Annotated in this window: 25 protein-coding genes; 13 read left to right on the top strand and 12 right to left on the bottom strand. The window is 66.2% G+C overall.

Going from position 1 to position 24688, the window contains the following annotated elements:
• Positions 1-55: 55 nt before the first annotated feature.
• Genes mutY through ACTPOE_RS11040 form a run of 3 tightly spaced genes read right to left on the bottom strand, consistent with a single transcriptional unit; the run spans position 56 to position 2779 of the window.
• A complete protein-coding gene (gene mutY, locus ACTPOE_RS11050) occupies positions 56-1162 on the bottom strand; it encodes an A/G-specific adenine glycosylase (protein WP_458872239.1) in 1107 nt (368 codons plus the stop codon).
• On the bottom strand, positions 1162-2070 hold the full coding sequence (locus tag ACTPOE_RS11045; RefSeq protein ID WP_458872238.1) for a cell division protein FtsX: 909 nt from the start codon (positions 2068-2070) through the stop codon (positions 1162-1164). The genes mutY and ACTPOE_RS11045 overlap by 1 nt, the downstream gene beginning before the upstream one ends.
• Before the next feature lie 37 nt (positions 2071-2107).
• Complete coding sequence (locus tag ACTPOE_RS11040) at positions 2108-2779, bottom strand: cell division ATP-binding protein FtsE (RefSeq protein WP_458872237.1); 672 nt, start codon at positions 2777-2779, stop codon at positions 2108-2110.
• A 208-nt stretch (positions 2780-2987) separates the two neighbouring features.
• Between ACTPOE_RS11040 and ACTPOE_RS11035 the strand changes: the two genes are divergently transcribed.
• The 5 genes from ACTPOE_RS11035 (at position 2988) to ACTPOE_RS11015 (ending at position 8003) form a co-directional block, all read left to right on the top strand.
• Complete coding sequence (locus ACTPOE_RS11035; protein WP_458872236.1) at positions 2988-4004, top strand: amino acid ABC transporter substrate-binding protein; 1017 nt, start codon at positions 2988-2990, stop codon at positions 4002-4004.
• Between the two features lie 95 nt (positions 4005-4099).
• Complete coding sequence (locus ACTPOE_RS11030; RefSeq protein ID WP_458872235.1) at positions 4100-5287, top strand: amino acid ABC transporter permease; 1188 nt, start codon at positions 4100-4102, stop codon at positions 5285-5287.
• Positions 5288-6382 (top strand): amino acid ABC transporter permease, encoded by a 1095-nt coding sequence (locus ACTPOE_RS11025; RefSeq protein WP_458872234.1) that lies wholly within the window; start codon positions 5288-5290, stop codon positions 6380-6382.
• A 48-nt stretch (positions 6383-6430) separates the two neighbouring features.
• Entirely contained in the window at positions 6431-7171 is a 741-nt protein-coding gene (locus ACTPOE_RS11020; protein WP_458872233.1) for an amino acid ABC transporter ATP-binding protein, read from the top strand.
• A gap of 178 nt (positions 7172-7349) precedes the next feature.
• On the top strand, positions 7350-8003 hold the full coding sequence (locus tag ACTPOE_RS11015) for an OmpA family protein (RefSeq protein ID WP_458872232.1): 654 nt from the start codon (positions 7350-7352) through the stop codon (positions 8001-8003).
• Between the two features lie 75 nt (positions 8004-8078).
• Here ACTPOE_RS11015 and ACTPOE_RS11010 read toward each other — a convergent pair whose 3' ends face one another.
• From ACTPOE_RS11010 to ACTPOE_RS10995, 4 genes are all read right to left on the bottom strand, one after another.
• Positions 8079-8483, bottom strand: a complete 405-nt coding sequence (locus tag ACTPOE_RS11010) for a PIN-like domain-containing protein (RefSeq protein ID WP_458872231.1) — start codon at positions 8481-8483, stop codon at positions 8079-8081.
• The gene (locus ACTPOE_RS11005) at positions 8480-9145 is read right to left on the bottom strand and encodes a DUF433 domain-containing protein (protein WP_458872230.1); all 666 of its coding nucleotides are present in this window, start codon (positions 9143-9145) and stop codon (positions 8480-8482) included. Before ACTPOE_RS11005 ends, ACTPOE_RS11010 begins: the two co-directional genes overlap by 4 nt.
• Positions 9146-9257: 112 nt before the next feature.
• Entirely contained in the window at positions 9258-11171 is a 1914-nt protein-coding gene (thiC, locus tag ACTPOE_RS11000) for a phosphomethylpyrimidine synthase ThiC (RefSeq protein WP_458872229.1), read from the bottom strand.
• Between the two features lie 275 nt (positions 11172-11446).
• Positions 11447-11812 carry a helix-turn-helix domain-containing protein gene (locus tag ACTPOE_RS10995; protein ID WP_458872228.1) on the bottom strand — a complete coding sequence of 122 codons (366 nt, stop codon included), beginning with the start codon at positions 11810-11812 and terminating at the stop codon, positions 11447-11449.
• Positions 11813-11900: 88 nt separating this feature from the next.
• Here ACTPOE_RS10995 and ACTPOE_RS10990 point away from each other — a divergent pair, with 88 nt between their 5' ends.
• Entirely contained in the window at positions 11901-12605 is a 705-nt protein-coding gene (locus ACTPOE_RS10990; RefSeq protein WP_458872227.1) for a hypothetical protein, read from the top strand.
• 12 nt (positions 12606-12617) lie between these two features.
• On the opposite strand, the gene ACTPOE_RS10985 is transcribed toward ACTPOE_RS10990, so the two are convergent.
• Positions 12618-13868 carry a D-amino acid dehydrogenase gene (locus ACTPOE_RS10985; protein WP_458872226.1) on the bottom strand — a complete coding sequence of 417 codons (1251 nt, stop codon included), beginning with the start codon at positions 13866-13868 and terminating at the stop codon, positions 12618-12620.
• A 237-nt stretch (positions 13869-14105) separates the two neighbouring features.
• Between ACTPOE_RS10985 and ACTPOE_RS10980 the strand changes: the two genes are divergently transcribed.
• Both ACTPOE_RS10980 and ACTPOE_RS10975 read left to right on the top strand, forming a co-directional pair.
• Positions 14106-14594 carry a winged helix-turn-helix transcriptional regulator gene (locus ACTPOE_RS10980; protein WP_458872225.1) on the top strand — a complete coding sequence of 163 codons (489 nt, stop codon included), beginning with the start codon at positions 14106-14108 and terminating at the stop codon, positions 14592-14594.
• Between the two features lie 159 nt (positions 14595-14753).
• On the top strand, positions 14754-15722 hold the full coding sequence (locus ACTPOE_RS10975; RefSeq protein WP_458872224.1) for a hypothetical protein: 969 nt from the start codon (positions 14754-14756) through the stop codon (positions 15720-15722).
• A gap of 59 nt (positions 15723-15781) precedes the next feature.
• Here ACTPOE_RS10975 and proB read toward each other — a convergent pair whose 3' ends face one another.
• The 4 genes from proB to rplU form a co-directional block, all read right to left on the bottom strand.
• Entirely contained in the window at positions 15782-16930 is a 1149-nt protein-coding gene (gene proB / locus ACTPOE_RS10970) for a glutamate 5-kinase (protein ID WP_458872223.1), read from the bottom strand.
• 40 nt (positions 16931-16970) lie between these two features.
• Positions 16971-18110 carry a GTPase ObgE gene (gene obgE / locus ACTPOE_RS10965; RefSeq protein WP_458872222.1) on the bottom strand — a complete coding sequence of 380 codons (1140 nt, stop codon included), beginning with the start codon at positions 18108-18110 and terminating at the stop codon, positions 16971-16973.
• Between the two features lie 128 nt (positions 18111-18238).
• Positions 18239-18499: a 50S ribosomal protein L27 gene (rpmA, locus tag ACTPOE_RS10960; RefSeq protein WP_458872221.1), complete on the bottom strand. Its 261-nt coding sequence runs from the start codon at positions 18497-18499 to the stop codon at positions 18239-18241.
• A gap of 27 nt (positions 18500-18526) precedes the next feature.
• On the bottom strand, positions 18527-18838 hold the full coding sequence (rplU, locus tag ACTPOE_RS10955; RefSeq protein WP_043685103.1) for a 50S ribosomal protein L21: 312 nt from the start codon (positions 18836-18838) through the stop codon (positions 18527-18529).
• Between the two features lie 360 nt (positions 18839-19198).
• Here rplU and ACTPOE_RS10950 point away from each other — a divergent pair, with 360 nt between their 5' ends.
• From ACTPOE_RS10950 to ACTPOE_RS10930, 5 genes are read left to right on the top strand one after another with little or no spacing between them, the layout of a single operon-like run.
• Positions 19199-20644, top strand: a complete 1446-nt coding sequence (locus tag ACTPOE_RS10950; RefSeq protein WP_458872220.1) for an aldehyde dehydrogenase family protein — start codon at positions 19199-19201, stop codon at positions 20642-20644.
• A gap of 46 nt (positions 20645-20690) precedes the next feature.
• Positions 20691-21728 (top strand): TRAP transporter substrate-binding protein, encoded by a 1038-nt coding sequence (locus tag ACTPOE_RS10945; protein WP_458872219.1) that lies wholly within the window; start codon positions 20691-20693, stop codon positions 21726-21728.
• 25 nt (positions 21729-21753) lie between these two features.
• The gene (locus ACTPOE_RS10940) at positions 21754-22278 is read left to right on the top strand and encodes a TRAP transporter small permease (protein WP_458872218.1); all 525 of its coding nucleotides are present in this window, start codon (positions 21754-21756) and stop codon (positions 22276-22278) included.
• A complete protein-coding gene (locus ACTPOE_RS10935; protein ID WP_458872217.1) occupies positions 22275-23561 on the top strand; it encodes a TRAP transporter large permease in 1287 nt (428 codons plus the stop codon). The genes ACTPOE_RS10940 and ACTPOE_RS10935 overlap by 4 nt, the downstream gene beginning before the upstream one ends.
• A gap of 10 nt (positions 23562-23571) precedes the next feature.
• Complete coding sequence (locus tag ACTPOE_RS10930) at positions 23572-24681, top strand: zinc-binding dehydrogenase (RefSeq protein WP_458872216.1); 1110 nt, start codon at positions 23572-23574, stop codon at positions 24679-24681.
• The last annotated feature ends 7 nt before the right edge of the window (positions 24682-24688 follow it).

The following is a 24688-nucleotide window of genomic DNA, read 5'->3' as shown; positions in this document are numbered from 1 at the left end:
CTCGCGATCGCACCGGCCATCGCTGCGGTTCGCGCCTTGCTTCCAGCCCGGATCCTCAGTACCTGTTTTCCGCTCGACTTGTCCAGAGGGCCCCCAGCAGCCGGGCGACGGGCGCCGGCATGCCGTGGGCGTCCAGGTCCGCGATGGGCGCCCAGGTCCGGTCCGCGCCGGGCTGCTCGGGCGCGGCGCCCGGCATCCGCAGCCAGCAGGGCTGGATGCGCAGCCGGAAATGTGTGAACACGTGATCGATCGCCGCCAGCGCCAGCGGCGGCTCGGTCGCGGCCAGGCCGGCGCAGGCGGCCCGCAGCGCGTCGGCGTCCTCGAATTGCGGCAGGGTCCACAGGCCGCCCCAGATGCCTGTGTCCGGCCGGCGCTCCAGCAGCACGCGGCCTTCGCATTCCGCGATCAGCATCCAGCAGTGGCGCAGCGGCTGCGCCCGGCGGGCGCGCGGCGTCGGCAGTTCGTCCTGACGGTTCTGGATGCGCGCCCGGCAGTCCGGCGCCAGCGGGCAGCGCGGGCAATCGGGCCGTGTCCGGGTGCAGATCGTGGCGCCCAGGTCCATCTGGCCCTGGGTGTAGGCCGCCATGTCCAGGCCGGCGGGCGCGGCGTCGATCAGCGCCTGCGCGTGGGCCCAGAGCCGCCGCGCCGTGCGTGCCGCCGTGGGGTCGCCCTCGACGGCGAAATAGCGCGCCAGCACCCGGCGCACGTTGCCGTCCAGGATCGGCGCACGCTCGCCGTAGGCGAAGGCGGCGATGGCGGCGGCGGTCGAGGGGCCGATGCCGGGCAGCCGCGCCAGTTCGGCGGCGGTGTCGGGGAAGCGTCCGCCGTGCTCGTCCCGCAGGGCCTGCGCGCAGCGGTGCAGATTGCGCGCGCGGGCGTAGTAGCCCAGGCCGGCCCAGACTCGCAGGACCGCGTCCTGCGGCGCGTCGGCCAGATCGACGACGGTCGGGAACAGGGCCAGGAAGCGCTCGTAGTATGGGACGACGGTGGCGGCCTGGGTCTGCTGCAGCATGATTTCCGACAGCCAGACGCGGTAGGGGTCGCGGGTATGCTGCCAAGGCAGCCCGTGGCGCCCGGCCCGGCGCTGCCAGGCGGCGATGCGCGACGCGGCGTCGTCCGGGGCGGCGGATCCGCCGGGACCGTCGGGGGTGCCGCGCGCCATCAGAACCGGGTGCGCCGCGTGACCGACAGGCGCGCCGCGATGGCGCCCAGCAGGGCGACCAGCAGGCCGGACAGCAGCAGATCAGGGACGGCCGGCAGGCGGATGGCCCAGTCCACGCCGTAGCTGCGGGCGAAGCCGCCCAGGATCGCGTTCAGCGGGGCCAGCGCCAGCCAGGCCAGCAGCAGCGCGAGCAGGCTGGCGGCCAGGCCGGTCAGGGCGCCCAGGTACAGGAAGGGGCGGCGGACGAAGGATTCGGTGGCGCCCACCAGCCGGGCGACGGCGATTTCCTCGCGTTGGGTCAGGGCCTGCAGGCGCACGGTGTTGAACACGGTCGCCAGCACGACGACGGCCACCGCGCCGGCCAGCATGCCCAGGCCTACCCGCACGAAGGAAAGCAGGGATTCCAGGCGCCGCACCCATTCGCTGTCGAGCTGGATTTCCTGGACTTCCGGCCACTGGCGCCAGGCCTGCGCCAGGTCGGCGGCCTCGCGCGCCGGGGCGTCGGAGTCGCGCAGGGTGACGATGAGGGCGTCGGGCAGGGGATTGTCGGGCAGGGCGTCCAGGGCGCGGGCCCAGGTTGGATCGGCGCGCAGCTGGGCCATGGCCCGGTCGCGCGGCATCAGCCGGGCCTGGGCGATCCGCTCGCCGGCCTCTTCGCGCACGCGCACCAGCAGGGCCTGCTGGGCGGCTGGCGGCGTGCCGGCCTTCAGGAACAGGGTCAGTTCCGGCGCGACCGCCAGTTGCCGGGCCAGCGGCTGGCTGGACTGCAGGACCGAGGCGCCCAGGATGGGCACGGCCAGCATCAGGGCGATGACCGCGATGTTGGCCAGGGACGAGAAGGGATGCTGGCGCAGGCGCCGCAGCGCCACGCCCAGGGCATAGCGGTGATGTCGCAGCCAGCGGTTCATGTCGTCTCCTTGGCGCTGTCGGGGCGGCCTTGCGCGCTCATTCGGTCACTCCCGGAATATCCTCGAACCGCCCGGCGTCGATGCGCAGGGTGCGCCGCGCATAGCGGGCCATGAGCGCAGTGTCGTGCGAGGCGATCAAGGTCGTGACGCCGACCTGGTTGAAGTCGCGGAATACGTCCATGATGCGGGTGGCGCTGTCGTGGTCCAGGTTGGCTGTGGGTTCGTCGGCGATCAGGATGGCGGGCCGGCCCACGATGGCGCGGGCGATGGCCAGGCGCTGCTGCTCGCCGCCGGACAGTTCGATGGGCGACAGGTCCTCTTTGCCGCGCAGGCCGACCTTTTCCATGGCGGCGCGGGCGCGGGTCGCCGCCGTGGCGCGGTCCAGGCCCAGCACGGCCAGGGGCAGCATGACGTTGTCGAAGGCGTTGCGGTCGAAGAGCAGGTGGGCGTCCTGCAGGATCAGGCCGACGGTGCGGCGCAGGTAAGGCAGCGTGCGTGCCGACAGCCGGTCGATGCGGTGGCCGTTGACCGTGACGGCGCCCCGGCTGGCGGGCTCCAGCCCGCCGACCAGCTTCAGCAGGGTGGATTTGCCCGCGCCCGATGGCCCCGAGACGAAGACGAATTCCCCCGGCGCGATGCCGAAATTGACGTCCGCGAGGATGTTGCGCCCCCGGCCGAAGGATTTGAAGACGTGCTGAAATTCGATCATGCGTATTTGGTGTGCCTGGCGGGACGATCCGGGGCCGGTCGGCGGGCTCCCTGCACCTGATATGGCGCATCGCCATGACAGGTGCAGGGATATCCCGCATGTTTCATGCCTGCGATGGCAGGCTACGATCTAGGCCAGACGGACCAATTCCACGAGATTGTATTCCGTGTCGTTCACCACCACTTGCTCAAATCGGGAAAGGAAGATTATGAAACTGATGAAACTCGCAGCCGTCAGCGCGGCGCTGTTGTTCGCCGGCGCGACCGCTCAGGCAGGTGAAACCTACAACGCCGTCAAGGCGCGCGGCTTCGTGCAATGCGGACTGAACGCCGGCTTGCCGGGCTTCTCCCAGGCCGACAGCAAGGGTGTCTGGCAAGGCATCGACGTCGACATGTGCCGTGCCGTGGCCGCCATGGTGTTCGGCGATGCCAGCAAGTTCAAGGCCACTCCGCTGACCACGCAGCAGCGTTTCACCGCCCTGCAATCCGGCGAAGTCGACGTCCTGACCCGCAACACCACCGCCACCATGACCCGCGACACCACGCTGGGCCTGATGAGCGCCGGGGTCAACTACTACGACAGCCAGGGCGTGCTGGTCAAGAAGAGCCTGGGCGTCAAGAGCGCCACCGAACTGGGCGGCGCCGCGGTCTGCGTGCTGCAGGGCACCACCACCGAACTGAACCTGGCCGACTGGTTCCGCGCCCACAAGCTCGACTTCAAGCCGGTCGTGATCAACACCTCCGAAGAAGGCTTCCGCACCTTCGAGTCCGGCCGCTGCGACGTCGTCACCAGCGACAAATCCCAATTGGGCAGCCTGCGCGCGTCCTCGGCCACGCCGGACGATTACGTCATCCTGCCGGAGGACTTCTCCAAGGAACCCCTGGGCCCCATGGTCCGCCAGGGCGACGACGAATGGTTCATGGTCGTGCGCTGGGCGCTGAACGCCATGATCGAGGCCGAGGAATACGGCATCGACTCGAAGAACCTGGACGAGATGCTGAAGAGCCCCAACCCCAACATCCAGCGCATCCTGGGCGTGTCCGGCGACATGGGCAAGGGCCTGGGTCTGGACAAGAAGTGGGCCTACAACATCATCAAGCAGGTCGGCAACTACGGCGAATCGTTCGAGCGCAACATCGGCATGGGCTCCCCGCTCAAGCTGGAACGCGGCCTGAACGCCCAGTGGACCAAGGGCGGCGTGATGTACGCCTGGCCGATCCGCTGATCGCCTGATCCGGTCCACGGCTCTTTCGGCCGCCGGGAGTCTCCCGGCGGCCGGATTCCGGCGGCGGCGGCCGCCGCCTTCACCGCCCGCATCCTATGACTGAAACGACACCTCGCGCACCCAGGGCGCCGCGCCGGCGCTGGTCCTGGAACGATCCGGCCACGCGCGCGCTGATCTACCAGGTCCTGATCCTGGGCCTCGTCGCCCTGGGTGTGTGGTACCTGGCCTCCAACACGCTGCACAACCTGGCGGCGCGCAACATCTCCACCGGTTTCGGTTTCCTGCACGAGGAAGCCGGCTTCGCCATCGGCGAATCGATGGTGGACTATTCCCCCGCCGACACCTACGGCCACGCGGTCGTGGTCGGCCTGCTGAACACCCTCAAGGTCTCCGTGATCGGGGTGATCGCCGCCACCCTGTTCGGCACGCTGCTGGGCATCAGCCGCCTGTCGAAGAACTGGCTGCTCGCGCGCCTGGCCGGCCTCTACATCGAGGTCATGCGCAACATCCCGCTGCTGCTGCAGTTGTTCTTCTGGTATGCCCTCATCACCGAGATCATGCCCGGCCCCCGGCAGGCGCTGCAGCCCCTGCCGGACGTCTTCATCTCCAACCGCGGCTTCAAGATCCCCTGGTTCAAGGGCGACGCCATGGACTGGATCTTCGGCGGGCTGGCGCTGGCCATCGTACTGATCGTGCTGCTGGCCCACTGGGCGCGCCGCCACCAGGACGCCACCGGCAAGATCTTCCCCCTGGGGCGGGCCGCCCTGGGCCTGTTGATCGTCGTGCCTCTGCTGGCTTTCTGGATCAGCGGCGGCTCGCTGGAGCTGGACCGGCCCGAACTCAAGGGCTTCAACTTCCAGGGCGGGCTGAACATGTCGCCAGAATTCTCGGCGCTGCTGCTGGGGCTGGTGACCTATACCTCGGCCTTTGTGGGCGAAGTCGTGCGTTCCGGCATCCAGGCCGTCAGCCAGGGCCAATGGGAGGCCGCTTCCTCGATCGGCCTGTCGCGGGCGCGCACCCTGCGGCTGGTGATCCTGCCCCAGGCCATGCGGGTGATCATCCCTCCCATGACCAGCCAGTACCTGAACCTGACGAAGAACAGTTCGCTGGCCGTGGCCATCGGTTACCCCGACATCGTAGCCGTCACCAACACCATCCTGAACCAGACCGGGCAGGCCATCGAGGGCATCATGATCATCATGGCGGCCTATCTGGTGGTCAGCCTGTCGATCTCGATCTTCATGAACTGGTACAACAAGCGCATCGCGCTGGTGGAGCGATAGATGGACCGCACTCTCCCTGGCACCGATCGCCTGCCGCCGCGCGCCGACACGGGCGTGCTCGGCTGGCTGCGCAGCCGGTTGTTCTCCTCGCCGCTGAACGCGATCCTGACGATCCTGGTCCTGTGGATCCTGCTGCTGGCGATCCCGGCCCTGATCGACTACCTGTTCGTCAAGCCCGACTTCGCCGCCACCACGGCGGCCCAGTGCCGGGAAACCGGCGGCTATTGCTGGGCCTTCGTGCGTGAAAAGCACCGCCTCATCCTCTTCGGCATCTATCCCTACGACGAGCAGTGGCGGCCCTTGCTGGCCTCCGCGATCCTGGTGGGGGTCATCGTCTGCAGTTGCATCCGCTGGTTCTGGAAGCCGTTCCTGGGGCTGCTGTGGATCGCCGCCCTGGTGGCCGTCGGCGTGCTGATGTGGGGCGGGGTCCTGGGCCTCACCTACGTGGAAAACGCCAAGTGGGGCGGCCTGCCGCTGACCCTGATCCTGTCGACTTTCGGCATCGCCTTCGCGTTCCCCTTCGGACTGCTGCTGGCCCTGGGGCGGCGGTCGCACATGCCGGGCGTCAAGGCCGTGTGCGTGGTCTACATCGAGCTCATCCGCGGCGTGCCCCTGGTCAGCCTGCTGTTCATGTCCTCGGTGATGCTGCCGCTGTTTCTGCCGGAGGGCTTCTCCATCGACAAACTGCTGCGCGCCCAGATCGCCATCATCCTGTTCGCGGCGGCCTACGTGGCCGAGACCGTGCGCGGCGGGCTGCAGGCCATCCCCAAGGGCCAGTACGAGGGCGCCGATTCGCTGGGACTGGGCTACTGGCAGCAGATGCGCAAGATCATCCTGCCGCAGGCGCTGAAGATCGTCATCCCGCCGCTGGTGGGGATCTTCATCTCCCTGTTCAAGGATACGTCCCTGGTGGTGATCATCGGCATCTTCGACCTCACCCAGGCGGCCAAGGCTGCCGTGTCCGACGCCGTCTGGCGCGGCTTCAGCACGGAATCCTACCTGTTCATCTCGGTCATCTACTTCATCTTCTGCTACTCGATCTCGCGCTACAGCCTGTCGCTGGAACGCAAGCTGGATCAGGGGCAGCGTCGTTAATCTTCGTGTACCGGCGGGGCGACGACCCCGCCGCAGGAGCCTCCGCCCATGTCGGAACCCATCATCCGCCTGCAGAACGTCAACAAGTGGTACGGTCAGTTCCACGTCCTGAAGGACCTGAACCTGGACGTCGCGCCCGGCGAACGCATCGTGATCTGCGGACCTTCCGGGTCGGGCAAGTCGACCATGATCCGCTGCATCAACCGCCTGGAGGAGCACCAGGAGGGCCGGATCATCGTCGATGGCACCGAACTGACCAACGATCTGAAACAGATCGAGGCCATACGCCGCGACGTCGGCATGGTGTTCCAGCACTTCAACCTGTTCCCCCACATGACCGTGCTGGAGAACCTGACGCTGGGCCCGGTCTGGGTGCTCAAGCGCCCCAAGGCCGAGGCCGAGGCGACCGCCATGAAATACCTGGAACGGGTGCGCATCCCCGACCAGGCGAACAAGTTTCCGGGCCAGCTCTCCGGCGGCCAGCAGCAGCGCGTGGCCATCGCCCGGTCGCTGTGCATGAACCCCAAGATCATGCTGTTCGACGAGCCGACCTCCGCCCTGGACCCGGAAATGGTCAAGGAAGTGCTGGATGTCATGGTCGAACTGGCCGAGGAAACCGGCATGACGATGCTGTGCGTGACCCATGAAATGGGCTTCGCGCGCAAGGTCGCCGACCGGGTGATCTTCATGGACCACGGCGAGATCATCGAAGAGAACGCGCCGGACGCCTTCTTCGACAATCCGCAGAACGAGCGCACCAGGCTGTTCCTCAGCCAGATCCTGCACTGATCATCTTTTTTCCGGCTCGATCCCGACGGGCGCGGCTTGCCGCGCCCGTCCGCTTGGCGCATCCCGCGCGCCCGGGCGTTTCCGGCGGAAATGTCGTGTCGTTTTTCGCAGCATCGACTTACACCGCCTTCCGGGCTTCTTGCTACGCTGTCCCCGTTCGCACAACAAGGAGAACGCGATGCGCACAGCAACGGAACGGGCCGCCCGGACGGCGGTGATCGGCAGCCTGGTGCTCTTGACGGCCTGCGCCAATATGTCGCCCCAGGGCCAGAACACGGCGGTGGGGGCCGGCGCGGGGGCCGCCCTGGGCGCCGGGCTGGGGGTCCTGATCGGCGACAGCAGCCAGGCGGCCCTGATCGGCGCCGGCCTTGGCACCGTGGTGGGCAGCGTCGTCGGCTACAACTGGAAAGTGGTCAAGCAGGACGTCGAGAAATCCGGCGCATCCAGTCTGGGGATCGCCGTCATCGAAATGCCCGACGGCACCCTGAAGGTCAACATCCCCAGCAACGTTTCGTTCGACACCAACAAGGCCGTGCTGAAGCCGGCGCTGCTGCCGGTCCTGGACAGTGTGGCGCGAGCCCTGAGCCAGCATCCCGAACTGCGCGCCAAGGCGATCGGCTACACCGACTCCACGGGAACCGACGCCATCAACGTGCCGCTGTCCCGGCGCCGGGCCGGCGCGGTGACGCAGTACCTGGCGGGACAGGGCGTGGCCGCCGATCGCCTCATGGCCGAAGGCCGCGGCGCGGCCAGCCCGGTGGGCGACAACAATACCGCCGAGGGCCGCGCACTGAACCGCCGCGTGGAATTGTTCCTGTACGCGGTGAAATAAGCTTGCACCAGGTCCCGGTGTCTGGAACTTGGTCTTGTTGGGTTTGGCGGGAGAAAGCAGAAGCTGACGGGTCCGTCAGAGGCGAATTTGCTCGAAGCGGCCCGTCATTCTCCAGGGTATGCGTACAGCGGCGCCGCCCTGAATACGGGCTTGGTAATCTTCGATTGCAGGCCACCATTTCACCAGATTCCGGGCTTTGGCCCAATAGGCGTGATCCATCCATTGTCTGGACAACACAAAAACGGCGAGCCCGCATTTGCGTAGTGCCTCGCGCTCCAGGTCATTCTTGCGAAAACCGTCTTGGGATACGCTGGCCCAGCCGCCCTCTACTGACAGCGCGGTGATCCATTCGTGATCCGGCGCATTTCGGGGGAATTTCTGGCCCAGGTGAATGACTTGGTGCCGCGAAGCGCCTTGGCAAAGCTCATGCAATGCCGCAGCGAAATGGGGTGACAGATTGTTGTCGAACAGGAATCTCACGTCGCCATGAGCTGCGCTTCGAACTTTACGGCGGATACGTCGGCAACCGGGATATCGTATTGCGCAGCGACCTGTTTCTTGTCGCCTTCGACTTTGACGGCGGTGGCGATGACTTCCGTGGGGATCCCGAATCTGCTCAGGGAGGGGCGCCCGAAGGACAGCTTGGGGTCCAGGATGACCGCCTTGCTGTTCTTGAGTGGATACCATCGTGTGGCCGTGCCGTTCGCATCGAATTCAATGCCGGCATAGAGGCTCGGGCGGATGATGGACTCGAAGATCATCTGTCTTTTCAGCAGGTCCGTGAGCAGGGGTTCTTGATTGATGGCCTCATGAAAAATGGATTTGCCGTCAGTCAGGAACCGGTTTGCGGTGAAAGGATATGGCGTGTTGAATAGCTGGCGCGCCGATTGGATCGCTGCCCGGATGGTTTGCATAGGAACGCCGTGGCGTGCGAAGGCCTTGACGATACGCAGCTCCATCAGGTCCATGAAGCCGATGATTTTTTCGTCGGACTGGGCGAACTGGGGTTGCCAGAGCGGGGGAAGCCGTTCGCCGGCTTGGTTCTTGTACCCGAACAGCCAGCGGCGAACCTCACGGGGGTTCGCCCCCGTGAGGCGAGCCGCCTGAGTGGGCGTATAGAGTCCGAGACCGATCAGTTCCATGGCGTTAGTGTTCGGTCTTATTCGTCGTTGAGGCGAGAGGTGTGCTTGTCATGTCTCGTCCCGTGAGCGGTGCGCAAGGTGCGGGGGCTCACTTGCCCGCACCGCACGCTTGTCACGCCTTCTGGTAGATTTCCGCCCCCTGGCTGATGAACTCCGCCGACTTCGCGGCCATGCCCTGGGCCAGGGCCGCGGCTTCGTCCAGGCCGTTCTCCCTGGCGTAGTCGCGCACGTCCTGCGATATTTTCATGCTGCAGAACTTGGGGCCGCACATGGAGCAGAAGTGCGCCACCTTCATCGAGTCCTTGGGCAGGGTCTCGTCGTGGAAGGCGCGCGCCGTGTCCGGGTCCAGGCCCAGGTTGAACTGGTCCTCCCAGCGGAACTCGAAGCGCGCCTTGGACAGGGCGTTGTCGCGGATCGCCGCGCCCGGGTGGCCCTTCGCCAGATCGGCCGCGTGGGCGGCGATCTTGTAGGTGATGATGCCGTCCTTCACGTCCTTCTTGTTGGGCAGGCCCAGGTGCTCCTTGGGTGTGACGTAGCACAGCATGGCCGTGCCGTACCAGCCGATCAGCGCCGCGCCGATGCCCGAGGTGATGTGGTCGTAGCCCGGCGCGATGTCCGTGGTCAGCGGGCCCAGGGTGTAGAACGGGGCCTCGTGGCAGTGCTTGAGCTGCAGGTCCATGTTCTCGCGGATCATCTGCATGGGCACGTGGCCCGGACCCTCGATCATCACCTGCACGTCGTGCTCCCAGGCGACCCGGGTCAGCTCGCCCAGCGTGCGCAGTTCCGCGAACTGGGCCTCGTCGTTGGCGTCGTAGCCCGATCCCGGCCGCAGGCCGTCGCCCAGCGAGAAGCTGACGTCGTAGGCCTTCATGATCTCGCAGATGTCTTCGAAGCGTTCGTAGAGGAAGCTTTCCTTGTGGTGCGCCAGACACCACTTGGCCATGATCGAGCCGCCGCGCGACACGATGCCCGTCATGCGGCTGGCCGTCATGGGCACGAAGGGCAGGCGCACCCCCGCGTGGATGGTGAAATAGTCCACACCCTGCTCGGCCTGCTCGATCAGCGTGTCGCGGAAGATCTCCCAGTTCAGCTCCTCGGCGATGCCTCCGACCTTTTCCAGCGCCTGGTAGATGGGCACCGTGCCGATGGGCACGGGGGAGTTGCGGATGATCCATTCGCGCGTCTCGTGGATGTGCTTGCCGGTGGACAGATCCATCACCGTGTCGCCGCCCCAGCGGATCGCCCAGGTCATCTTCTCGACTTCCTCGCTGATGTCGGAGCGGATGGCGGAATTGCCGATGTTGGCGTTGACCTTGACCAGGAAGTTGCGCCCGATGGCCATGGGCTCGACCTCGGGATGGTTGATGTTGGCCGGGATGATGGCGCGTCCGCGGGCGACCTCGTCGCGCACGAACTCGGGCGTGATCCGTTCGGGGATGGCGGCGCCGAAGGATTGGCCGGGATGCTGGCGGGTCAGGCGCTCGGCCAGGCGGGCGCCGTCCGGGCCGCTCTGGCGCAGCGATTCGACGTACTGTTCGCGGCGCAGGTTCTCGCGGATCGCGACGAATTCCATTTCGGGCGTCACGATGCCCCGGCGGGCGTAGTGCATCTGGGTCACGTTCGCGCCGGCGCGGGCGCGGCGCGGCGCGCGCTTCAGGTCGAAGCGCAGCGCGTCCAGCTCCGGGTCGGCCAGCCGGGCGCGGCCGTACTGGCTGGTGAGGCCGGGCAGTTCCTCGGTGTCGCCGCGCTCCAGGATCCAGGGCAGGCGCGGGGCGGACAGGCCCTTGCGGATGTCGATGGTCGCGTCGGGGTCGGTGTATGGGCCGCTGGTGTCGTAGACCGTCAGGGGCGGGTTGGACTCGCCGCCGAACAGGGTGGGCGTGTCATCCTGGCTGATTTCGCGAAAGGGCACGCGGATGTCGGACCGGGAGCCGGTGACGTGGATTTTGCGGGATTGCGGCAGCGGCTCGACGGCGGCCAGGTCGACGGTGGCGCGGGCGGCCAGGAATTGCGGATTGGCGTTCAAGATGTAGCTCCAGGTTCGAAAAGGATTCGGAAATGGAGCCGAGTCGGGGAGGGGGGAAGCGCGTTCCAGGGAGGAATGGTTTCGGGAATGAACTGGAAACCGGGGAGGAAACCGCGCACGCTCCCAGCATCGGCATTATCCGTACTGGTACGAAGGGTTTCTCTCAACACGCCGGTCGGGCCGGCGAGTACCCCTGCGTGTGGTGCAGTATACCCGCCCCGCGGGGGGGAGGGGGCCTTTCGCCGTCGGGTCGCCCTTGGCCGGAAAGCGCTGTCTTATTCTTTCCCTGAAATCAGCAGGCTGTCGATCAGGGCGCCAACGGCGCTTTCCACGACCAGGCGGTCCTTGCGGGTCAGGGTCCAGAATTGCCGGGGGTCGATCGAGGAGAAGGGCCAGGCGCCTTCCCCCAGTGAGTCGGTCGCGCCGGGGACCGGTGTCATGTCGCCCAGGCCGCGGCTCAGCCAGTAGATGTCCACTTCCAGAACCTGGGCCAGGTTCAGCAGTTTCTTCGGTGATTGGCGGGTGCCATTCTCGTAGCTGGAGATGGCGCTTTGCGACAGGCCACAGGCGCGCGCCAGTGCCTCCTGCGACAGGCCGCGCAGGAGCCGGGCGTGCCGGAGCCGTTCTGCAAAGGTTTCCACCCGCCCATTGGACTAAAAAGATGAATCACATTGGTGTTCGTGAAATAATACATTTGTAATATTCAGCGGATCGATGAAGGGGAATCGTATGCAAGGCCGCCGGATCTGGGCGTTGGCGCCGGAGGACAACGCCAACTTGCGGTACCTGCGGGCCGAGGGGTGCCGGGTGCGGCGCTGCGGCTCCATCGAAGACGCCGACCGGGAAACGGTCCGGGCCGGCATGCTGGCGTGCGATGCCGCGCTGCTGATGGCGGACGCGGCCGCCAATTGCCGCGCGGCCAGGCTGGCCCGTGATATGGATCTGCCGCTGGACCTGGTGGCCGTCATGGGGCCCGCCCGCCGGGGCGAGCTGACGGCGCTGCTGCGGGTCGGGGTGGATTGGGTGATGCGGCAGGGTGAACCGCCTGTCTTGCTGGCCGCCGTCCTGCGGGCGCTGCGTCTGCGCCGTCTCGACCGTGTCGTGGACATGGCGGTCGGCCCGGCGCCCGGTATCGGTCCCTGGTTCCTGGAGGACCAGGGCTGGAGCCTGCGGCATCGCGATGGCGCTTCGCTGCGCCTGACGGTCTCGGAGCGCGCGATCCTGGTCTGCCTGTTCGAGGCGCCCGGCCACGTCGCCAGCCACGCCATGCTCAACCGGGCTCTGCTCCAGGCCTGGCGGCATGCCTGCGGACGCCATCCGCACGATCCCAAGCCGCGCGGCGTCATCAGCCGCCTGCGCTGGCGGGGGCTGCGGGCCGGCATGGAGCCGCCGGTCGAGTCCCTGCGCGGCTACGGTTACGTCTGGGAAATCTGAGCCGGCCGCTGGTCAGTGGTAGCGCTGGACGCCCAGGTCGTCGTGGCGGATATCGGTCTGCCTGCCGGACACGATGTCCGCGATCAGCCGGCCGCTGCCGCAGGACATGGTCCAGCCCAGCGTGCCGTGGCCGGTGTTCAGGAACAGGTTGCCCAGCCGGGTGGGGCCTACGATGGGCGTGCTGTCCGGGGTCTTGGGGCGCAGTCCGGTCCAGAAATGTACGTCGCCCGGGGCGTAGCTGCCCGGGAACAGGTCGTTCAGCACCATTTCCAGGGTCCGCTGGCGGCGCGGGTCCAGGGCGGTGTCGTAGCCCACGACCTCGGCCATGCCGCCGACGCGGATGCGCTGGTCGAAGCGGGTCAGGGCGATCTTGTAGGTCTCGTCCAGCAGGGTGGACACCGGCGCCCGGTCCGGGTCGGCGATGTCCACAGTGATGGAATAACCTTTCATGGGGTAGACCGGGATATTGACCAGGCCGCGCAGGAGCAGGGGCGAATACGATCCCAGCGCGACCACGTAGGCGTCGGCCCGCTCCAGGCCGGAGGTGCAGTGCACGCCCGTGACGCGGTCGCCCGCCGTCTGCAGGGACTGGATGGTCTCGCCATACTGGAAGCGCACGCCCTCGGCCTCGGCCAGCCGGGCCAGGGCCTGGGTGAACAGGCGGCAGTCGCCGGTCTCGTCGTCCGGCGTGCGCAGGCCGCCGACCAGCTTGTGGCGGACCTGGGCCAGCGCGGGCTCGTACCGGGTCAGCCGGTCGCCGTCGACCAGTTCGTGGGCGACGCCGGCGTCGCTCAGGGCCTGGACGTCGCGCTGGGCGTCGTCCATCTGCTTCTGGGTGCGGAAGACCTGCAGCGTGCCCTGGCGCCGGCTCTCGAACTGGATGCCGGTGTCGGCCTGCAGCGCGTGCAGGCACTGGCGGCTGTAGGCCGACAGGCGCAGCATGCGGTCCTTGTTGGCGGCGTAGCGGGCCGGCGTGCAGTTGCGCCACATGTCCAGCATCCAGCGCAGCTGGAACAGACTGCCGTCGGGCCGGATGGTCAGCGGGGCGTGTGGCGTGAACAGCCATTTGAGCGCCTTCAGCGGAATGCCGGGCGCGGCCCAGGGCGAGGAATAGCCGAAGGACAGCTGGCCGGCGTTGCCGAAGCTGGTTTCCTCCGCCGTGCCGGCCTCGCGGTCGATCACGGTGACTTCATGCCCTTGCCGGGCCAGGTAATAGGCGCTCGTGACGCCCACGACGCCCGCCCCTAGAACCAGAACCTTCATGATGTATCCTCGATGGATTAATTTTTCATGATGATAGGCAATGTACCCAGATAAATTTTTATGAAAAAATGAAGTTTTCATGAAAATCTGCAAGTAATGGCGAAGACCCGTGTGGGTGCGCAGGACAAAATCCTGGTGCGCCGCACCGTGTGCGCGTCCCGGGGCTTTTCAGGGCGGTTTTTCGCGCGCGGACGCGGGTTCGAACCCCTGTCGATCCCCCTTTTCCGGAGAATCATCATGCGCGTGCAAAAGGAATCCGTCCATGCCCTGGACAAGATCGACCGCCGCATTCTGGACCTGCTGCAGCAGAACGGCCGCCTGTCGATGACGGAGCTGGCCGATGCGGTGGGACTGACGGTGACGCCCTGCATCGAGCGGGTGCGCCGTCTGGAGCGCGATGGCGTGATCACGGGCTATCACGCCCGGGTCTCGCCCTCCGCCCTGGACGCCGGCCTGCTGGTGTTCGTGGAAATCAGCATGTCCAGCAAGTCCGGCCGCACCTTCGAGGACTTCCGCCGCGAGGTGCTGTGCGTGCCGCAGGTGCTCGAATGCCACCTGGTGTCCGGGGACTTCGACTACATGATCAAGGCGCGGATCAAGGAAATCGGCCAGTACCGCAATCTGCTGGGCGAGATCCTGCTGCGCCTGCCGGGGGTGACCCAGACCAAGAGCTGCGTGGTGATGGAAGAGGTCAAGGAGACCCAGTTCATTCCGGCGCAGCGCTAGCCGGCGCGGGTCCGGCCGATGCTTCTCCCGAGGGAACGCCGAAGGAGGGGGGCGTTACTCATTGAACGATGCCGGACCGGCCCCGCCGGAGGCAGGGAGAACGCGCGCCTGGATTCCGGGTCGCGCGGCGGGCACGATGGATACGTGGAGGGTGGCATTATGGGTGTCGATTCATTTAAGCTCAATACAGGGAACGCCGGTTCTTTCGCGCAGGGCGCTGCGGTCAATAAAGATAAAAGTGGCGCTTTGAACGGAGCGGGGACAAGGCCAGACGCTGCCTTTACCGCGCAGAAAGGTGACGCCTTTCGGGCCAAGCTCAGTACGCGGCAAAGGTTCAGCCAGTTCCTGACCCGGGTCGTGGCGGTCAAGACCGGCCTCGTGCCACGGGCGCTGCGGTCGCGGGTGTATTCGGCGCGTGATAATCAACGCTGTATCAACAATCTGTTGGGTAATCTGGCGCGGGTTGATGATTCGAAGGCGTACCGGTCGATCGCGCTGGCCGCGGTTGAACTGGCGGAAAGGTCCGGTGGGGAGTTGACCACGCTGCGGGGCATAGAATCACTGCGGTCGAGTTTGGACGCTCAAAAGTTGCGCTCCGTGAACACAAAATTGAATGATTCTAAAGCAGAGGAAGTGTTGAAACATGTGCATCCGACTCAGCGAGAGCAAGTTGCCGCCGTGTTGAAACAGGTGCGGGAACAAGTGCGGGAACAAGTGCGGGGACAGGAGCGGGAACAGGTGCGGGAACGGTTGAATGGATTCAAACCGTTGTACCGGGAACGTTTAGCGGATATTCGCACACGTTTGCCTGAGGAGTTGGCGGCGGTGGGCACGCCCGAGCGGCAGGAGCAGTTGCGTGCTGTGAAGGAAGCGCTTCAATCCATAAGTTTCAGTGAGGTATGGCGAGGGGACGGGGCTTGGCAATTACGCGCTGACATGAACGCAATCGTCACGAACGGCGAGGACGGAAAGGACTGGGTCAACAAGCTGAGTAACGCTTCGAAGATATTGAGAGGGCAGGATAATGTGGAGTCGAGCCAGGAAAAATCAATGTTAGCAATGTTGGAACGGCTGGCGATGTATATTCCTGTAGAGCATATTCCTGTAGATCTTTCCGCTGAAAAGTAGCCGGCGGCCTTTCCAGAAGATTCCCGCGGCAGGCGGAGACGCGGGGGCGGGCCGGCGTCCTAGGCGCGCGGTCGCGCCACGACCATGTTGTCGCGGTGGATCAGTTCCGGGTCGGACAGGTGGCCCAGGATCTCCGCGATGCGGGCGCTGGGCTGGCGCAGGATGCGCGCCGTGTCGGCGGACGAATAGTTGATCAGGCCGCGTCCGCATTCGACGCCGTGCTCGTCCACGCAGGCCACCACGTCGCCGCGTTCGAAATCGCCCTCGACGGCGATCACGCCGATGGGCAGCAGGCTGCGGTGGCTCTGGGTCAGCGCGCGCACGGCGCCGGCGTCCAGGGTGACGCGTCCGCGCAGGCGCAGGTGGTTGGCCAGCCAGCGCTGCCGGGCCGAGCGGACCGGCAGGACGGCGCGCAGTTCGGTGCCGATCGGTTCGCCCGAGGCCAGGCGCCGCAGGACGGCGGGCTCGCGGCCGGACGCGATGATGGTGTGGCCGCCGCTGTTGGCGGCGCGCCGCGCGGCCAGGACCTTGGTCAGCATGCCGCCCGTGCCGATGGCGCTGCCCGAACCGCCCGCCATCGCTTCCAGCGCCGGATCGCCCGCCTGGCCCTGGTGGATGAAGCGCGCATCCGGATGCTTGCGCGGATCGGCGCTGTACAGGCCGGACTGGTCGGTCAGGATGACCAGCACGTCGGCCTCGATCAGATTGGTCACCAGGGCGCCCAGGGTGTCGTTGTCCCCCACGCGGATCTCGTCGGTGACGACCGTGTCGTTTTCATTGACGATGGGCACCACCCCCAGGGCCAGCAGGGTGTTCAGCGTGCTGCGCGCGTTCAGGTAGCGGCGCCGGTCGGCCAGATCCTCGTGCGTCAGCAGGATCTGGGCGGTGCGCACGCCGTGGCGGGCGAAGGCCGCCTCGTAGGCCTGGATCAGGCCCATCTGGCCCACGGCCGCCGCCGCCTGCAGTTCCGGCATGAGCTTGGGCCGTCGGGGCCAGCCCAGGCGCGCCATGCCTTCGGCGATCGCGCCGCTGGACACCAGCACCAGTTGCCGGCCCGAGGCGTGCAGGCCCGCGATCTGCTCCGCCCATTGGGCGACGGCCTCCAGGTCGATGCCCCGGCCCTCGTTGGTGACCAGAGAGGAGCCGACCTTGAGGACGAGGCGTCGCGCGTCCTGGGCGACGGAAGAGGGAAGATCCGGACGGGTCATGATGGTGGGCGGCACGAGGCGGAAAACGGAGGCGGAAATCTCAGCGGGCGAAGCGAGGGTCGTCCTGATCGGGGACGTCCGGCGCATCCGGGGCCGTGCCCGCGCCCGGGGGCGTATCGCCGCGCCTGAAGCGGGGGTCTTCGTCGTGAGCGTGGGCGCCGCGCCGCTGTTCGTCCAGCCAGGACTGCAGCGCGCCTGTCAGGGCCTGGGTGCCCTCGCCTGTCAGGGCGGAGATGCCGAAGACCGGCCCCGTCCAGCCGAGTTCGCGGCAGATGCGGTCCTGGACGGCGGCGGGGTCCTCCACCATGTCCATCTTGTTCAGCACCAGCCAGCGCGGCTTGGCGGCCAGGTCCGGGCTGTAGCGCTCGAGTTCGCGCGCGATGGCCTGGGCGTCCAGCACGGCCTGGGCGCAGGCGTCGATGTCCGGATCGGGCGAATGCACGTCCAGCAGGTGCAGCAGCACGCGGGTGCGGCTGAGGTGGCGCAGGAACAGGTGGCCCAGGCCGGCGCCTTCCGAGGCGCCCTCGATCAGGCCGGGGATGTCGGCGATGACGAAGCTGTGCGACGGCGAGGTGCGCACCACGCCCAGGTTCGGGTGCAGGGTGGTGAAGGGATAGTCGGCGATCTTCGGGCGGGCGTTGGACACGCGCGTGATCAGGGTGGACTTGCCCGCGTTGGGCATGCCCAGCAGGCCCACGTCGGCCAGTACTTTCAGTTCCAGGCGCAGGCGGCGCTGTTCGCCCTCGCGGCCGGGGGTGAACTGGCGCGGCGCGCGGTTGACGCTGGACTTGAAGTGCAGATTGCCCAGGCCGCCGTTGCCGCCCGCCGCCAGCGTGACCTGTTCGCCGTGGCGGTCCAGGTCGAACAGTTGTTCGCCGGTGTCCGCGTCGTAGACCACGGTGCCGACCGGCATGCGCAGGACGATGTCGGGCGCGCCGGCGCCGTACTGGTCCGACCCCCGGCCATTCTCGCCATTTTTGGCGCGATGCAGGCGCGCGTAGCGATAGTCGATGAGGGTGTTGATGTTGCGGTCGGCCACGGCCAGGATCGATCCCCCACGGCCGCCGTCGCCGCCGTCGGGGCCGCCCATGGGAATGAATTTTTCCCGGCGGAAGCTGGCGACGCCATTGCCGCCCTTGCCGGCGATGACCTCGATGGTGGCTTCGTCTACGAATTTCATGGTGGATTCCGGGGCCTTGGCCCGAACGGTGAGGCGGTCTCGCGCGCGATGGACGCGCGGGATTCATTTTATCCAATACAAAAAGGCCCTGCCGGCAGGCAGGGCCTTTGCGCGCATGGCGACCGGGATCAGTTCGCCGCGTTCACCGAAACGGTGCGCTTGTTCAGCGCGCCCTTGATGGAGAATTGCACGACGCCGTCCACCAGGGAGTACAGCGTGTGGTCCTTGCCGATGCCGACGTTGACGCCGGGGTGGAACTGGGTGCCGCGCTGGCGGATGATGATGCCGCCGGCCGAGATCCGCTGGCCGCCGTAGACTTTCACGCCCAGTCGTTTCGATTCGGAATCGCGGCCGTTGCGAGTCGAGCCGCCGCCCTTTTTGTGTGCCATGATGAGCTCCTAAATACGATGACCGGATCAGGCCGCAACGGCGTCGATGCGGATTTCGGTGTAGTTCTGACGATGGCCCTGGTGCTTCTGGTAGTGCTTGCGACGGCGCATCTTGAAGATCTTGACCTTGTCGTGACGGCCTTGTGCAAGAACGGTGGCTTTGACCGCGGCGCCTTCGACGAAGGGGGCGCCGATTTTCAGCGTTTCGCCTTCGCCGACGGACAACACCTGGTCGAGCGAGATTTCTTGCCCAATGTCAGCCGGTATCTGTTCGATTTTCAGTTTCTGGCCGGCGCAAACGCGATATTGCTTGCCGCCGGTTTTTATGACCGCGTACATGGGGATTTCCTGTGAGAATGCCCGGGGCCGTGCGACGTTCAGGGGATGGATGCCTGGGGATGGCCCTTGGTATCGGTGCCTGCCCGTCGACCTGCCGGGTATGCCAAAAACGGCCCGATCCGATGGGGACAAGGCCAAGCCCTGTATTTTATGCGGAATTCCTTTTGTAAATCAAGCGGTTTCTGGATAAGGCGTCCGTAGGCCGTTTTCCTGGTTCGGGGTTAGTACCGACATAGCCTGGGCCTAAGCGCCCATCAACAAAGAGTATTGGCCGCTGCCTTCGATTGTTCTTAGACTGCTTCCAATTCACGGGCTTGCCCACGCATGGCCCGCATCAGCTGGAAGCGGAGGACGAACGACATGACGGAAAGCATCAAGACCATCCTGGTCGACGGCAAGTGGCGGGAGGCCCGCAACGGCGATGTCATCGAGGTCGTCTCGCCGAGCACGGGGCAGCGGATCGGCGCCATCTCGCGTGGCGGCAAGGCAGACATCGATGCGGCGGTCGCGGCCGCGCGGCGGGCCTTCGAGGGTGTCTGGGGGCAGACTCCGGCGGTCGATCGCGGCCGCCTGCTCTCGAAACTGGGCCTGAGGATCGCCGAGTGCGCCGAGGAACTGGCCCGGATCGAAGCTCTCGACACCGGCAAGGCCATGAAGCTCGCTCGCAACGACGTGGCGGCCACCGCCCGGTATTTCGAATACTACGGGGGCGCGGCGGACAAGCTCCATGGCGAGACGATTCCCTTCCTGGAAGGCTACCAGGTGCTGATCGTGCGCGAACCACGGGGTGTCGCGGGTCACATCATCCCCTGGAACTATCCCGCGCAGATGTTCGGACGCACGATCGCCGCCGCGCTGGCCGCTGGCAATACTGCGGTCCTCAAGCCCGCCGAGGAAGCCTGCCTGAGCATCGTCCGCTTGACCGAGCTGGCGATCGATGTCGGCATCCCGGCCGGGGTGATCAATCTGGTGACGGGCTATGGCGAAGAGGCGGGCGCGGCGTTGACGGCGAACCCCGATGTCGATTTTCTGTCGTTCACGGGATCCCCCGAGGTCGGTACCCTGGTGCAGAAGTCGGCGGCCGACAATCACGTGCCCTGCGTGCTCGAACTGGGCGGCAAGTCCCCGCAGATCGTGTTCGACGATGCCGACGTGGAAAAGGCCCTGCCCGTAATCGTCTCGGCCATCATTCAGAACACCGGCCAGACATGCTCGGCGGGCAGCCGGGTGCTGATCCAGCGGACGATCTACGAGGAATTCGTCGCCGCGCTGGCCAAGCGGGTCAATGCCGTGCGCGTCGGCTCCCATGACGCGGACCTGGATTGCGGGCCGGTGATCAGCGCCGTGCAATGCGAGCGGGTCCGGGGCTTTCTGGAGCGGGCGCATGCCGACGGCATTGCCGTGATCGGCGAGGGCCGGCTGGATGCCAGCGCGGTGGGCGGCGGCTTCTACGTCAAACCGACGTTGCTGGGTCCCGTGGATGAGAACCACGAACTGGCGCAGGACGAGGTGTTCGGCCCTGTGCTGGCCGCCATCCCGTTCGATGACGAGGACGATGCGATCCGGATCGCCAACGGCACGCATTTCGGCCTGATCGCCGGCATCTGGACGGAGAACGGAGCGCGCCAGATGCGCTTGGCCAAGAAGCTGCGCGTCGGCCAGGTCTACATCAATGGCTATGGCGCGGGCGGCGGGATCGAGCTGCCGTTCGGCGGCTTCAAGCGCAGCGGCCACGGCCGTGAAAAAGGCTTCGAGGCGCTGAAGGAATACACGGTCGCCAAGACGATCGTGATCAACCACAAGTGATCAACCATAAATGAGTCCGGCAAGACCGCCGGGAGGAGACGACACCATGTTCAAGTCATTCAAGACGACCCGCCCCAAACTGACCGCCCTGCTGGGGACGATCCTGGCCATCGGGATGCTGCAGGTTGCGCCGGCATCGGACGCGGCGAACCTCAAGCTCCGGCTGGGGCACGTGTTCGCGATCGACAGCCCGGTGGACCAGGCGAGCCAGGCATTCGCCAGGCTCCTGAAAGAGCGGACCCACGGCGAAATCGAGGTGGCGGTGTTCCCCAACAGCCAGATCGGCGGCGACGAATCCCTGGCGCGGGATCTGGCCCGGGGCTCGCTGGATCTGGCGTTCGTCAATCCCGGGTCTCTCTCGGGTCTCGATCCCCTGCTGGATTTCCATTACCTGCCGTACATCGTGACCAGCTTCGATGAGGCGGACAAGATCTTCTACAACCCGAAGGGCATTTTGCAGACCACGCTGCGCGAGACCATGGCCAAGCATCGCATGGTGACTCTGGGTTTCTTCGAACTCGAGTTCCGCGCGGTCACGAACTCCAGGAAGCCTGTCGAAAAACCTGCGGACCTGGAAGGCCTGAAGCTGCGGGTGCCCGGCTCCGCCGGCATCCGCGACTTCTTCATCGCCGCGGGTTCCCAGGCCGTGGCCATGCCGTTCCCGGAATTGTTCACCGCGCTGCAGCAAGGTACGGTCGATGGGCAGGACAACGGGGCCAGCATCACTTACAACTCGCGGCTGTTCGAGGCCCAGAAGTACATGACGACGACCAATCACGTCTACGCGATGGGCGCGATCGCGGCCAGCCGGCGGCTGTGGGACCGGCTGAGCGAGGAGCAGAAGCGGATATTCACGCAGACCGCCGAAGAGGTCGCGGCCAAGGAAATCCAGGCCAACCGGGCGCTGAACGCCGACTATCTCAAGAAGATCGCCGAGGGCGGCGTGCAGGTGACGACGCTCTCGCCCGAGGCGCTGGCCGGGTTCCGGGCAGTCGCCGACAAGGTCTGGTCCAAGCTCGAGCCTGTCTATGGCAAGGAGCGCGTCGCGGCCCTGCGCAAGGAAGTCGGGGCGTTGCCTCGGTAAGCGCGGCGGGGGGGGGGGACGGATCATGCGCTGGACGAACGCGCTGGAAGACCGCTTGTACGCAATCGAGAACCTGGTGTGCTCGCTCAGCCTTCTGGTCATGCTGGCGACCGTCGCGCTGGGCGTCTGCATCCGGGTTTTCGATTGGCCCGTGCCCAACGTGGCGGAGTGGGCGATGGCGGCGATGTCGCCGCTCGCCTTCGTGGGGTCGGCGATGTGCGCACGCCGGCGCGAGCATATTTCCGTGGATGTCATCGAACAGGTCCGCTCCCCGCTCGTCCGGCGCCTGGCGGCGATGGTGGTCGCCTTGCTCATGCTGGTGTTCTCGGCGATCTACGCCTGGCTGGGTTGGGGGTTGTTCGAAGACGCCCGGCTGACCGGCGAGCGCTGGCTGGACATGGGCACACCGCTATATGTGCCTATTTTCTTCTTTTTCGCCGGGATGGTCTGCATGGCCGTCCATGGCGTCTGCGACGTGCTGCGCGTATTCCGGCGCGGTGGGGTGGGGCCGGCGCAAGACCGCGCGCGGCAACCGGAGTCCGCATCATGATCGTGACCGCACTGCTGGCTCTGTTGTTGGTGGGCGTCCCGATCGGGGTCGCCTTCGCTCTGATCGTGATCGTCAACGCCGAGGCATGGAACATCGATCCGTTTTCGCTGGCAGCGCTGCCTTTCGATATCGTATCGAATTTCGCCCTGCTGGCGATTCCTCTGTTCCTGTTGGTCGGCGAACTGATGAACCGTGGCGGTCTGGTCCGGCAGTTGACGGCGGTGTGCGATCTGTTCATGTCGCGCATCCGGGCGCCCATGGGCCATATCATGGTCATGGCCAGCGCCCTGATGGGGGCCATCACCGGATCTTCGGTCGCCACGGTTGCGGCGATGGGCGGGACCGTGGGCGTCGAGATGCGCCAGCGCGGCTATTCTCCTGGCTATACCGCCGCTCTGAACGCATCGACGGGGCTGCTCGGGGTACTCATCCCGCCGTCGATCCCCCTGATTCTGTACGGCGCGATCGTCGGCGTCTCGATCACCAACCTGTTCCTCGCGTCGATCGTGCCCGGCATCCTGACCGCCGCCGTGTTCTCGATCATTCACGCGTTCCTGTCGAGGCGGGTCTTGCCGGGAGGCGTGGAATCCGCTCTCGCCGCGGTCCCGACGCAGCGCGACGAAGCGCCGCGGGGCAAGGGCGGAGTCCTGTTCAAGGCCCTGCCGGCGCTGATGCTGCCGATCCTGGTCCTGGGGGGGATCTACAGCGGAGTCTTCACCGCGACCGAGGCAGCCGCCGTGGCCGGCGTCTACGCCCTGGCGCTCACGTTGCTGACGCGCCAGGCCTCGGCCTCGGACCTGCGCAAGATACTGGAAAGTACGGCGCTGGCCAGCGCGGCCATCCTGGCCATCATCGCGTTCACCAGCATCTTCAATCGCGCGATGATCCTCGAGCAGATTCCACAGGCGCTGTCGGCCGCCGCCACGGGTCTGACCGCGGATCCCCTGGTCTTCCTGCTGGCGGTGAACGTCGTCCTCATTCTGGTGGGCATGTTCATGGAGACCAATGCCGCCACCTTGCTGATGGGGCCGCTGCTGGCGCCCGCCGCGGTGGGGTACGGCATCGATCCCGTCCATTTCGGGGTCGTGCTGGTCACCAACATCGAGATCGGCCTGCTGACGCCCCCCATGGCGGCGAACCTGTACGTGGCCCAGCGGGCCAACGGCGCCAGGCTGATCGACATGTTCGGCTATGTGTTCTGGTTCCTGGGCGGCGCGTTGGCCGTGCTGGCCCTGATCACCTACGTGCCCGCGTTGACGACGTGGTACCGGTATTTCTTCTGAAGGATCGCATATGTCCGCTCTGCCCGGATTTTCCAAGGCCGCCGTCCTGCGCAAGTTCAAGGATCCCCTGAGGATCGAGGACGTGCCGGTGCCGGCGTATCTCGAACCGCGGGCCGCCCTGGTCAAGATGGAGGCCTGCTCGATCTGCGGCACCGACGTCCACCTGTGGCAGGGTTCACTGTCGCTCAAGGTTGACCTGCCTGTGATCATCGGCCATGAAATGGTGGGCAGGATCGTGTCGCTGGGGGATACGGTCCGCACGGACTCCGTGGGCCAGGACCTGAAGGTCGGTGATCGCGTCGTCTACACCCATACGTCTTGCGACAACTGCTTCTTCTGCACCACGGCGCGCCAGCCGACGTTGTGCGTCAACCGCCGGGCCTACATGTACGAGACCATGGAGAAGGCGCCCCACCTCATGGGAGGGTTTTCGGAATACGGCTATGTGCTGCCCGAATCCGGCCGGCTGAAAGTGCCCGACTCCGTGCCCAGCGAACTCGCCAGCCTTTCCAGTTGCGCGCTGCGCTCGGTCATGAACGCGATGTCCCAGCTCGGCCGGATCGAGCCCTACGAGACGGTCCTGGTACAGGGGGCCGGGCCGCTGGGCCTGCTGGCCACGGCCAACGCCAAGGTGCGTGGCGCGCGCAAGGTCATCGTGATCGGTTCGCCCGCCGCGCGCCTGGAGATGGCGCGGGAGTTCGGCGCGGACGTCTGTATCCCGGTCGAAGGGACGACCCCCGCCGAACGCCTGGAGCAGGTGCTGTCCCACACGCAGGGCAGGGGCGCCGATATCGTCATGGAGTTCACCGGGGTGCCCGCCGCGTTCAATGAGGGCCTGCAATTGGCGCGCAAGGGCGCCCGCTACCTGATCGTCGGCCAGTTGGGCGAGGGCAAAGTCGAGATCCAGCCCTCCATGATCGTCAAGAAGAACATCCAGGTGATCGGTTCCTTCTCCGGGGATGCGCGCAGCTATGCGCTGGCCCTGGACTTCATGGAGGCGCATCAGGGTGTGTTCCCGTTCGAGCGGATGATCACGGGGCGCTATCGCCTCGATGAAGTGAACGTGGCGCTCGAACGCATGAAGAATTACCAGGAAATCAAGCCGGTCATCACTTTTTGAAGCAGGA

It is taken from the genome of Castellaniella sp. WN (assembly GCF_054457555.1).
Note: the sequence above shows the minus strand (reverse complement) of the source record. Positions and strands in the feature narration are given on the sequence as shown.